Origin of the sequence: Enterobacter hormaechei subsp. xiangfangensis, assembly GCF_001729785.1 — a bacterium.
GTDB classification, from domain to species: Bacteria; Pseudomonadota; Gammaproteobacteria; order Enterobacterales; family Enterobacteriaceae; genus Enterobacter; species Enterobacter hormaechei_C.
On sequence record NZ_CP017183.1, the window covers coordinates 3,165,714 to 3,176,479 of the forward strand.

Below are 10,766 nucleotides of genomic sequence, written 5' to 3' on the forward strand. Positions count from 1 at the left end.
TATGAATCGGGATTGCACGAATCAGTATTAATCCCTTAGGAGAAGGGAACGCAGCCCGGCGGCCTTGTTTTCGATCTCCTGCCACTCCTGCTCAGGATCGGAGCCGCTGACGATGCCCGCCCCCGCATAAAGACGCAGCGCAGCGTTGTGAACGCGGGCGGAGCGTAATGCCACACAGAATTCGCTCTGATCGCGCGATAAATAGCCCGCCGAACCGGCGTACCACTCCCGGTCAAACGGCTCGACTTTCGCAATAAATTCTCGGGCCGCCTGTCGCGGCAGCCCGGCCACCGCCGCCGTCGGTTGCAAAATATGCAGACACTGTTCGTCGTCAGGCTGTTTAAGTTCGGTCCAGATACAGCGGCGTAAATGCTGCACCTTGCGCAGACGCAGCACCTGCGCAGGCAGGATCTCCAGCGTCCGGGTATGGTGCTGAAGACGCTGGCAGATATCTTCCACCACCAGCATATTTTCCCGCTGATTTTTATCGTCGTTCATCAGCCAGTCGCCCAGACGCTGGGCCTGCTTATCGTCAGAATGGCTGGCGACGGTGCCTGCCAGCGCTTCAGTGCGCAGCAGCGTGCCGCGTCGCCGCCACAGGCGCTCGGGCGTCGAGCCGAGGAAGGCATTGCTGGCGTCAAAGACCATACAAAAATGATAGCAGTTGAGGTTTAGGGCGCGGCTGGCAGCCATCAGCGCGATGGCGTTCACGGGCTGCTGGCACTGAATGTCTGTAGCACGTGCGAGCACCACTTTCTCAAAATCGCCGCGAGCAAGGGTATCCGTCGCCTGACGAATCAACGCCAGCCAGTCCGGTTTTTCCGGATGATGGGTTTCCTGCACAATCTGCACGGACAACGGGCGGATCGGCGCGGCGTCACGCAGGTTATCGACAAAATTCAGCGCCTCACGGGCATCTTCCCGCAGCGACGTTTCGCTCCACAGTTGCAGACGCAGCGTGGCGACCCCGCCAGACCTTCGCCAGAGAAGGCGCGGTAAAAACAGCTTGCCCTGCGCCGGGTTGAAGGCGTTCAGGCCGCAGATACGGGTGTCATTGGCTACGTCATGGGCATGCAAAAACCGCGAGGCCGAAGCCAGAGAATCAAACTGGGCGAGGCTTCCGAGGGCGGCAAGTTCTTCATCGCCGCTGCGCTGTTGCCAGTAAAACTGAGGATAGCATCGCTGCACACCCAGCCAGGCCAGCGGATCGAAGGCGTCGTTTAACGGGAAAGAGACATCGAAATGGCGTAAACCGGGTATAGCAGGCAATGCTTGCGCAAGCTGAGTGCGCAGGCTTTGCAGCGCGAGGAAAATCGAGTGCACGCGAACCTCTCCCTGTTAAAGCCTTATATTATACGGGGTACTGGCGATAAATAGCAGTACCCACGTGTAGGGAGTGGTTTACCGGCTTAACGACGGGCTAACAGCAGACCCAGCACCAGCCCTACGGCCGCACCGACCCCAATGCCCTGCCACGGTTTTTCATGCACATAATCGTCGGCACGATAAACCGCCTGTTTGGCGCGGTAGTAGTAATTGTCGGAGGCGTTACTGACGCGGTTTTTCACGTCATGCAGCGCCTGCTCGGCGCGGGCTTTGAGCTCAATGTACTTCTGATCGGCAGGATCGCCTGAAGAGCGCAGCACTTCTTCCAGCGTTTCGCTTAGCAGCGTCAGGTCGTCGTCGACTCGGGTATCCCAGGATTGAAATGACATATTTTTCTCCATGTTAGTACACCAGTCCGGTAACTATAGACAACGTATTGCTATTGCGCCTGTTTCGCTTCGCGTGCCATGCCGATGTGTGGGATGCCGTCTTCGTCGTAAATGTCCGTGACCGGGGTAAAACCAAAATGGCCATAGAATGATTGCAAATGCGCCTGCGCGCCCAGGTATAACGCCTTGTCCGGCCACTGTTTCTGGCATGCGTCCAGCGTTTTTTCCATCAGCTGATAGCCCAGCTTTTCACCGCGCGCGCGGCCGCTGATAATGACGCGCCCAATGACGACAGGGTCAAAATCCTGTTCGCTTTTCAGAATCCTCGCATACGCCACCAGCTCGTTATCGCGCCAGCCGAGGATGTGCCGGTTCTCGCCGATTAAGTCATCGCCGTCGATATCCTGATACGGGCAGGTTTGTTCAACCACGAAGACTTCACAGCGCAGCTTGAGCAGGGCGTAGAGTGACTGCACGGTCAGTTCGCTGTGGTGTAGATCTTGCCACTGGATCATGTGTTTCTCCTTCCTGGGGTTCATCACGTTATACTAAACCCCTTCCCATTCGGCAAAGGGCTGATTGCGTTATGGAACTGATTTTTCTGGGTACGTCCGCCGGGGTACCAACCCGCTCACGAAACGTGACGGCGATTCTGCTGGATCTTAAGCATCCTACCCGCGGTGGGCTGTGGCTGTTCGACTGCGGCGAGGGTACGCAGCATCAGCTGCTGCATACCTCATACCACCCGGGGAAAGTGGATAAAATATTTATCACCCATCTGCACGGCGACCATCTGTTTGGCCTGCCGGGCCTGCTGTGCAGCCGTTCGATGGCCGGTAACGCTAACCCGCTGACCATTTATGGCCCCGCGGGTATTCAGGAATTCGTTGAAACCACGCTGCGCCTGAGCGGCTCGTGGACCGATTATCCGCTGGAGGTGTTAGAGATCGGCGAGGGTCTGGTGTTCGATGACGGAGATTACCTGGTGCGCGCTTACCCGCTTAACCATCCGGTGGAATGTTACGGCTATCGCGTTGAGGAGCATGACAAGCCCGGTGCGCTGAACGCCGCCGCGTTGCAGGCCGATGGGGTGAAACCTGGCCCGCTGTTCCAGCGTCTGAAGCACGGCGAGACCGTCACGCTGGAAGACGGGCGCGTCATCAACGGTCAGGATTACCTCGCGCCGCCGCAGCCAGGCAAAAAACTGGCTATTTTTGGGGATACCGCCCCCTGCGCTTCGGCGCTCAGGCTTGCCGGGGGTGTGGATATGATGGTGCATGAGGCGACGCTGGAAGCGGCGATGGAAGAAAAAGCCAACAGCCGGGGGCACAGCTCAACGCGTCAGGCGGCGCAGCTGGCGCGTGAGGCTGGCGTCCGGAAACTGATTGTTACTCACGTCAGCTCACGCTATGACGTCCGCGGCGCTGAAAGCCTGCTGGCAGAGTGTCGGGAAGTATTTCCGGCATGCGAGCTGGCGGAAGATTTTGCTCAGGTCAGCGTTTAGTCCTTCATTTTTCCCTCAGCGTGCCGATAACGATTAAAAGGCCAGCATTTCTCTTGAGGGTAGAATGGATAATTTCCAGAAAGATATTGATGACAGGGCGAACCTGACCCTGTCCAACCGTTTTGAACTGTTGCTGTTCCGTCTTGGCACCTCTCTGAACGAAAATAAATCCGAGCTGTTCGGCATCAACGTGTTCAAATTGCGCGAAATTGTGCCGATGCCGACCTTCACCAAACCGGCGGGAATGAAGTCTCCGCTGATGGGGATGGTGAACATTCGCGACCAGGTGATCCCGGTGATCGATCTGGCCGCCGTCGCCGGCTGCAAGCCAGCCACCGGGCTGAACATCCTGCTGATCACCGAATATGCCCGCAGCGTGCAGGCGTTTGCTGTGGAATCGGTGGAAAACATCATGCGTCTGGACTGGAAGCAGGTGCATGCTGCGGAAACTGCCGTCAGCGGTCGCTACATTACCAGCATTGCCTGCCTGGACGAGAAGACGGATACCAACGATCTGGCGATGGTGCTGGACGTGGAGCAGATCCTGTACGACATCACCCCGGCGAACCACGATCTGCACGCCACCCATCTGGAAACCACCAAATTCAACATCAAGCCTGGCTCTGTCGCGATTGTTGCAGAAGATTCGAAAGTGGCGCGCTCAATGCTGGAGAAGGGATTGCAGGCGATGGAGATCCCGGCCCAGCTGCATATCACCGGCAAAGACGCGTGGGAGAAAATCACTCAGTTGGCCGCGCAGGCTCAGGCTGAGGGCGTCCCCGTTACCGATAAGATTGCCCTGGTATTGACCGACCTCGAAATGCCGGAGATGGACGGCTTTACGCTGACGCGCAAAATCAAAACCGACCCGGTACTGAAAGATATTCCGGTGGTGATCCATTCGTCTCTTTCCGGCAACGCGAACGAAGATCATATTCGCAAAGTGAAGGCGGACGGCTATGTGGCGAAGTTTGAGCTAAATGAGCTATCGTCGGTGATTGAAGAGGTGCTGGACCGCTCGATGAAGAAGATTGAAGGGCCGCTTATAAGCAGGAAGCAGTTAGCTTAGTCGGGTGACGCTTCGCTTACCCGACCTACAAGACCCGTATGCCCTGCAAGCGTAGCGCCCTGGGCATGTTTTACTCTGTGCGGGCTGGTGCCCTCACCCCGGCCCTCTCCCACGGGGAGAGGGAGAAAACAATAAAAAACCCGCCGAGGCGGGTTTTTTGTTTTTACATCAGCGGCATCGCTCGCTGCACGATATCAATCAGCGGCTGCGGATAGATACCGAAGATCAGCACCAGCAGCGCGGAGATTAGCACCACGATACCGCCGGCGCTGTACTGCCAGTTGGACGGCGCATCGCGGTTGAGCTGCTGAGGCGCGCTCAGGTACAGGCTCACGGCAACGCGCAGGTAGTAGTAGAGACCAATCGCGGAGCCGATAACGACACCCGCCGTCAGCCACCACAGACCCGCCTGCACACCGACGGCCAGCACGTAGAACTTACCGATAAAGCCCAGCGTCATTGGGATACCCGCCAGAGAGAGCATCATCACGGTCATTACCGCAGACAGAATCGGACGGTGCCAGAACAGTCCACGGTAGGAGAACAGGGAATCTGCATCCGGGCCACGGTACGGGCTGGACATCAGGCTCACCACGCCGAACGCGCCGAGGCTGCTGAACAGGTAACCGGCCAGATACACACCCACGGTTTCCATCGACATTTCACCGCTTTGCAGCGCAATCAGCGCCACCAGCAGGTAACCCAGATGGGAGATAGAGGAGTAGCCCAGCAGACGCTTGATGTTGGTCTGGCTCAGCGCCATCAGGTTACCGAAGATGATAGAAACGAACGCGATAATGCCCAACACCACGCGAACCGCTTCGCTGTCACCCACCGGGGCGTACAGGAACAGACGCATAACCACGCCGAAGATAGCGATTTTACTCGCCGTCGCCAGGAAGGTAGAGACCGGTGCAGGCGCACCCTGGTAGACGTCTGGCGTCCACAGGTGGAACGGAACCAGAGAGAGTTTAAAGCCAAGGCCAACAATCATCATGCCCAGACCCGCCAGCAGCAGCGGCTCATGCATCATGCCGTCGCCGAGGCTCTTACCGATGGCCAGGAAGGAGAGGTTACCCGTCTGTGCATACAGCAGCGCGATACCGAACAGCAGGAACGACGACGCGGCAGCAGACAGAATGGTGTACTTGATAGCCGCTTCCAGAGAGCGCTTCTGACGGAAGGCGTAACCAATCAGGCCGAACAGCGGCAGTGAGATCAACTCAATACCAAGGAACAGCGCGGCCATGTGGTTCGCGTTCGCCAGCAGAATGCCGCCCAGTGCAGCAATCAGTACCAGCAGGTAAAACTCTTCTTTGTTGTCGTTGTATCCTTCGAGCCACGGGTACGCAAAGGTACAGGTTGCCAGGCTCGCCAGCAGCACCAGACCGGTGTAGAGCATGGCGTAGCCGTCAACGCGCATCAGCGGCGTGACGTCCATCGCTCCCGCCTGGCCAACAAACCAGAGGGAGACTAACGCAGCGTTCAGACCCAGAACGGACAGGGTCGCATTCAGGAAGTGATTGCGTCGCCACGCAATGGAGAGCATCACAACCACCACCGTCAATCCGACGATCAGCAGCGGTAGCAGCGCGATCAGTTGTTGTGGAGTTATTGTCATGGCGAATTACGGCCTTGTAGTAGAAGCAGAATTAACAAACCACTGCTGGATGTTACCCATCGCGGAGTGCGAGGTATCCAGAATCGGCTGCGGATAGAAGCCCAACAGCACCAGCAGTACGACCAGCAGCAGGATGATGAACAGCTCTCGCAGCGACATCCCCGGCAATTCTTGTGCAGCAATTTCACTCTTCGCTTTACCGAAGTAAGCGCGGTGCAGCATCGCCAGCGAGTACACGGAGGCAAACACCAGACCAAAGGTGGAGATGACGGTGATCGTCGGTACCACGTTGAAGCTGCCGAACAGGATCATAAACTCGCCGACGAAGTTACCGGTACCCGGCATACCCAGAGTCGCCACCGCGAAGAACATGGAGAGCGCCGGCAGCCATTTCATTTTGCCCCACAGACCGCCCATCATACGCATGTCGCGGGTATGCAGACGTTCGTACAGCTGACCACACAGGATGAAGAGACCGGCAGCGGACAGGCCGTGCGCAATCATCTGGATCACCGCGCCCTGGTACGCCAGCTGGCTGCCGGTGTAGATGGCAATCAGCACGAAGCCCATGTGGGAAACGGAGGTGTAAGCAATCAGACGTTTGATGTCGTACTGCGTGAAGGCCATCCATGCACCGTAGAAGATACCGATCACGCCCAGCCACATGGCAATCGGCGCGAACTCTGCGGAGGCGTTCGGGAACAGCGGCAGGGAGAAACGCAGCAGACCGTAAGCCGCGGTTTTCAGCAAGATGCCCGCCAGGTCAACGGAACCTGCCGTTGGCGCCTGAGAGTGCGCGTCTGGCAGCCAGCCATGCAGCGGAACCACCGGCATTTTAACCGCGAAGGCGATAAAGAAGCCCAGCATCAGCAGGTATTCCACGCCGTGGGACATCGGGGTCTTCAGCAGGTCTTCGTAGTTGAAGGTCCAGACACCGGTCGCGTTGTAATGCACAAACACCAGCGCCAGGATGGCAATCAGCATCACCAGACCACTCGCCTGGGTATAGATGAAGAACTTGGTGGCCGCCGTGATACGCGTTTTACCGTCGGATGCCTTGTGACCCCACAGCGCGATCAGGAAGTACATCGGCACCAGCATCATCTCCCAGAAGAAGAAGAACAGGAACATGTCGATGGCCAGGAACACGCCGATCACGCCGCCCAGGATCCACATCAGGTTCAGGTGGAAGAAGCCCTGGTATTTTTCGATTTCTCGCCAGGAGCAAAGTACCGCCAGAACGCCGAGCAGACCGGTCAGCACCACCATCAGCAGCGACAGACCGTCAATCGCGAGGTGGATCGTGATACCGAAACGTGGGATCCACGGCAGGATAAACTCAGACTGCCACTGCGGAAGGCCCGCAGACTGGGTCAGTGAGTAGCCACCCTGCAACCACAGTTGCAGGCCAAGCGCGAGCGTCAATCCCATGGTGATCAGCGCGATCCAGCGCGGCATCTTCACGCCAAAGCGTTCGGTCTGCCAGCACAGGAAGCCGCCGATGAAGGGAATTAATATTAGCCAGGGTAGTAACATGGCGATTTACATTCCTTTTTAAGGCCCCCAGCAGGGGCCTGATTTTCAACGAATCGAATAAAATTCACTTTACGATCAACGCAACACCATCAGCAGCGCCAGCACGACAACCGCACCGATGCTCATGGACGCCACATACCAGCGCAGATAACCGTTCTCGCTAAACAGCAGGCCTTTACCTGCAAAGCGAGAGAGGATCGCCGGGATATTCATCAGGCTGTTCAGTGGATCGCGCTTCAGCAGCCACGCAATGCCCAGGAACGGCTTCACGAAGATCATGTCGTACAGCCAGTCGAAGCCCCACGCGTTGTACCACCAGGTGCCCAGCAGACGGCCCGGCGCGCTGTTGGCAACGGCAGTTACCAGCGTGCGTTTGCCCAGCCACAGCCATGCGGCAATCAGGATGCCCGCTATAGCCACTACGCCGGAGGTGATTTCAAGCGTCAGAACGCGACCGTGCTCAAGCTCGGTTGTTGCCGGCAGTACACCCTGCAACGGTGGCACAATCATCGCGCCAACGAAGGTGGACAGGACCAGCAGCACAATCAGCGGCAGGTGGTGGGTAATCCCCTTCCCTGCGTGAGCGTGAATTTGTTCTTTACCGTGGAAGACGATGAAAATCATACGGAAGGTGTACAGGGAGGTCATGAACGCACCGACCAGACCCGCAACCATCAGATTGATATGACCATTCGCCATGGCGCCCGCAAGGATTTCGTCCTTACTGAAGAAGCCCGCGGTAATCAGCGGCAGTGCCGCCAGCGCCGCGCCGCCCACCAGGAAGCAGACATAGACCAGCGGGATGGACTTACGCAGTCCGCCCATTTTGAAGATGTTCTGCTCGTGGTGGCAGGCCAGGATCACCGAACCGGATGAGAGGAACAGCAGCGCTTTAAAGAACGCGTGCGTCATCAGGTGGAAAATGGCTGCGTCCCACGCCTGAACGCCCAGCGCCAGGAACATGTAACCAATCTGGCTCATGGTGGAGTACGCGAGAACGCGTTTGATGTCGGTCTGCACCAGCGCGGCAAAGCCTGCCAGCACCAGCGTAACCGCACCGACAATACCCACCAGATGCAGAATTTCCGGGGTCATCAGGAACAGGCCATGGGTACGCGCAATCAGGTAGACACCGGCGGTAACCATGGTCGCGGCGTGGATCAGCGCGGAGACAGGGGTTGGACCCGCCATCGCGTCGGCCAGCCATGTCTGCAACGGCAGCTGCGCGGATTTACCCACGGCGCCACCCAGCAGCATCAGCGTTGCCCACCACAGCATGTTGTTGCCTGCTTCGAAGTGCGCCGGCGCCAGTTCCACCATTTCGCGGAAGTTCAGCGTGCCCAGTTCGTTGTAGAGAATGAACAGCGCGAAAGCGAGGAAGACGTCACCCACGCGGGTCACGACGAACGCTTTCATGGCCGCTGCGCCATTCTTCGGATCGGTGTAGTAGAAACCGATCAGCAGGTAAGAGCACAGACCCACGCCTTCCCAGCCCAGATACATCAGCAGCAGGTTATCGGCCAGCACCAGAACCACCATGCTGGCGATAAACAGGTTGGTGTAGGCGAAGAAGCGGGAGTATCCCTCTTCACCGCGCATGTACCAGGAGGCGAACATGTGGATCAGGAAGCCGACGCCGGTGACCACGGAGAGCATGGTCAGAGACAGACCATCCAGCACCAGGTTGAAACCGATGTTGAAGTTACCGACCGACATCCAGTTCCACAGCGGTACGCTGTAGGCCTGACGTCCATTGTTAAAGAAGTCGATACCCGCATACGCTGTGACCAGCGCAGCCAGGCCGATAGAGCCAATGCCCACGGTGGCAGACAGATTCTCAGACCAGCGGCCGCGAGAAAACGCCAGCAGCACGAAGCCAATCAGCGGAAAAATAATGGTTAAGGCAAGCATGTTCATCCACGCAACTCACTTACTGAATCGATGTTCAGGTTCTGGCGGCGACGATGGAGCTGTAGCAACAGCGCCAGGCCAATACTCGCTTCAGCAGCCGCGAGGCTGATGGCGAGAATGTACATCACCTGACCATCGGTCTGGCCCCAGTAGCTGCCGGCGACCACAAAGGCCAGCGCGGAAGCGTTGATCATGATTTCCAGACCGATCAGCATAAACAGCAGATTGCGGCGGATAACCAGACCGGTTAAGCCCAGAACGAATAAAATCGCAGCGAGGATCAGTCCATGTGTTAAGGGGATCATGCGCGTTCCTCCGTTTTTCTTTTCGCGCGGTCGTCAGTGCGGTTGCTCAGCACCTCGCCGACACGCTCTTCGCGGCCAACGTGGAAGGCCACAACCAGACCCGCCAGCAGCAGCATCGAGGCCAGCTCAACCGCCAGAACGTACGGACCAAACAGGGTGATACCCACGGCTTTCGCGCTGATTGGCGTCCCGTCGATACCCTGGTCGTTGACGCCCAGAATGGCGTAAACAATCACCGCCAGCATGATGGCCGACAGAATCGCCGGGCCAATCCACACCTGCGGTTTTAACCACTGACGTTCCTGCTCAATTTCAGAGCCGCCCAGGTTGAGCATCATCACCACGAACACGAACAGCACCATGATGGCCCCGGCGTAGACGATGATTTCCAGCGCACCGGCGAAGTGCGCGCCCAGCGCAAAGAACACCCCGGAAATAGCCAGCAGCGAGATGATTAAATACAGCAGCGCATGCACCGGATTGGTGTGCGTGATCACTCGCAGCGTAGCCAGGATGGCGATAAGGCCACAGATATAAAAAGCGAATTCCATTGCCCTCTCCTTACGGTAACAGGCTCTTGACGTCGATAGGCTTAGCTTCGTTCTCAGCTTCGCCTTTATCTTTGCCGTCGATTGCCATACCCGCCATCCGGTAGAAGTTATATTCCGGGTATTTGCCCGGACCGGAAATCAGCAGATCCTCTTTCTCGTACACCAGATCCTGACGCTTGTACTCACCCAGCTCAAAGTCTGGAGTCAGCTGAATCGCCGTGGTTGGGCACGCTTCTTCACACAGACCGCAGAAAATGCAGCGTGAGAAGTTGATGCGGAAGAACTCAGGATACCAGCGGCCGTCTACCGTCTCTGCTTTTTGCAGAGAGATACAGCCCACCGGACACGCTACCGCACACAGGTTACAGGCAACGCAACGCTCGGAACCGTCCGGGTCGCGCGTCAGCACGATACGTCCACGGTAGCGCGGCGGCAGATATACCGGCTCTTCCGGGTACATCCGGGTTTCGCGTTTGGCAAACGCATGCAGGCCGATCATCCAGATACTGCGTACCTGGGTGCCGAAACCTACCAATAATTCTTTTAAGGTCATG

11 protein-coding genes are annotated in these 10,766 nt (G+C 57.5%); 2 read left to right on the forward strand and 9 right to left on the reverse strand.

The features are described 5' to 3' along the window. Positions 1-27 precede the first annotated feature (27 nt). The 3 genes from menF to BFV63_RS15100 all read right to left on the reverse strand — a co-directional run bounded on the left by menF (position 28) and on the right by BFV63_RS15100 (position 2,230). Positions 28-1,323, reverse strand: a complete 1,296-nt coding sequence (gene menF, locus BFV63_RS15090; protein WP_048240440.1) for an isochorismate synthase MenF — start codon at positions 1,321-1,323, stop codon at positions 28-30. Between the two features lie 86 nt (positions 1,324-1,409). Further along, positions 1,410-1,715 (reverse strand): stress response protein ElaB, encoded by a 306-nt coding sequence (gene elaB / locus BFV63_RS15095; RefSeq protein ID WP_017693006.1) that lies wholly within the window; start codon positions 1,713-1,715, stop codon positions 1,410-1,412. A 50-nt stretch (positions 1,716-1,765) separates the two neighbouring features. After that, positions 1,766-2,230, reverse strand: a complete 465-nt coding sequence (locus BFV63_RS15100) for a GNAT family N-acetyltransferase (protein WP_048240439.1) — start codon at positions 2,228-2,230, stop codon at positions 1,766-1,768. A gap of 71 nt (positions 2,231-2,301) precedes the next feature. Between BFV63_RS15100 and rnz the strand changes: the two genes are divergently transcribed. Further along, on the forward strand, positions 2,302-3,219 hold the full coding sequence (gene rnz / locus BFV63_RS15105; RefSeq protein ID WP_048240438.1) for a ribonuclease Z: 918 nt from the start codon (positions 2,302-2,304) through the stop codon (positions 3,217-3,219). A 64-nt stretch (positions 3,220-3,283) separates the two neighbouring features. Next, the gene (locus tag BFV63_RS15110; protein ID WP_003859465.1) at positions 3,284-4,288 is read left to right on the forward strand and encodes a chemotaxis protein; all 1,005 of its coding nucleotides are present in this window, start codon (positions 3,284-3,286) and stop codon (positions 4,286-4,288) included. 163 nt (positions 4,289-4,451) lie between these two features. On the opposite strand, the gene nuoN is transcribed toward BFV63_RS15110, so the two are convergent. The 6 genes from nuoN to nuoI all read right to left on the reverse strand — a co-directional run bounded on the left by nuoN (position 4,452) and on the right by nuoI (position 10,765). After that, positions 4,452-5,909: an NADH-quinone oxidoreductase subunit NuoN gene (gene nuoN, locus BFV63_RS15115; RefSeq protein ID WP_003861500.1), complete on the reverse strand. Its 1,458-nt coding sequence runs from the start codon at positions 5,907-5,909 to the stop codon at positions 4,452-4,454. A 6-nt stretch (positions 5,910-5,915) separates the two neighbouring features. Beyond that, positions 5,916-7,445 (reverse strand): NADH-quinone oxidoreductase subunit M, encoded by a 1,530-nt coding sequence (gene nuoM, locus BFV63_RS15120; RefSeq protein WP_003861498.1) that lies wholly within the window; start codon positions 7,443-7,445, stop codon positions 5,916-5,918. Positions 7,446-7,520: 75 nt separating this feature from the next. Next, complete coding sequence (gene nuoL, locus BFV63_RS15125; protein ID WP_003861497.1) at positions 7,521-9,362, reverse strand: NADH-quinone oxidoreductase subunit L; 1,842 nt, start codon at positions 9,360-9,362, stop codon at positions 7,521-7,523. Beyond that, complete coding sequence (gene nuoK, locus BFV63_RS15130; protein WP_003861496.1) at positions 9,359-9,661, reverse strand: NADH-quinone oxidoreductase subunit NuoK; 303 nt, start codon at positions 9,659-9,661, stop codon at positions 9,359-9,361. The genes nuoL and nuoK overlap by 4 nt, the downstream gene beginning before the upstream one ends. Next, a complete protein-coding gene (gene nuoJ / locus BFV63_RS15135; RefSeq protein WP_003861493.1) occupies positions 9,658-10,212 on the reverse strand; it encodes an NADH-quinone oxidoreductase subunit J in 555 nt (184 codons plus the stop codon). Before nuoJ ends, nuoK begins: the two co-directional genes overlap by 4 nt. Before the next feature lie 10 nt (positions 10,213-10,222). After that, positions 10,223-10,765, reverse strand: coding sequence for an NADH-quinone oxidoreductase subunit NuoI (gene nuoI / locus BFV63_RS15140; RefSeq protein WP_003861491.1), 543 nt, complete (start codon positions 10,763-10,765; stop codon positions 10,223-10,225). Between the last annotated feature and the right edge of the window lies 1 nt (position 10,766).

Excerpts from the sequence above, each read along its gene's own strand:
- BFV63_RS15110 (WP_003859465.1), top strand. The coding sequence starts at position 3,284 with ATGGATAATTTCCAGAAAGATATTGATGACAGGGCGAACCTGACCCTG.
- nuoL (WP_003861497.1), bottom strand. The coding sequence starts at position 9,362 with ATGAACATGCTTGCCTTAACCATTATTTTTCCGCTGATTGGCTTCGTG.
- nuoM (WP_003861498.1), bottom strand. The coding sequence starts at position 7,445 with ATGTTACTACCCTGGCTAATATTAATTCCCTTCATCGGCGGCTTCCTG.
- elaB (WP_017693006.1), bottom strand. The coding sequence starts at position 1,715 with ATGTCATTTCAATCCTGGGATACCCGAGTCGACGACGACCTGACGCTG.
- rnz (WP_048240438.1), top strand. The coding sequence starts at position 2,302 with ATGGAACTGATTTTTCTGGGTACGTCCGCCGGGGTACCAACCCGCTCA.
- nuoJ (WP_003861493.1), bottom strand. The coding sequence starts at position 10,212 with ATGGAATTCGCTTTTTATATCTGTGGCCTTATCGCCATCCTGGCTACG.
- BFV63_RS15100 (WP_048240439.1), bottom strand. The coding sequence starts at position 2,230 with ATGATCCAGTGGCAAGATCTACACCACAGCGAACTGACCGTGCAGTCA.
- nuoK (WP_003861496.1), bottom strand. The coding sequence starts at position 9,661 with ATGATCCCCTTAACACATGGACTGATCCTCGCTGCGATTTTATTCGTT.
- nuoI (WP_003861491.1), bottom strand. The coding sequence starts at position 10,765 with ATGACCTTAAAAGAATTATTGGTAGGTTTCGGCACCCAGGTACGCAGT.
- nuoN (WP_003861500.1), bottom strand. The coding sequence starts at position 5,909 with ATGACAATAACTCCACAACAACTGATCGCGCTGCTACCGCTGCTGATC.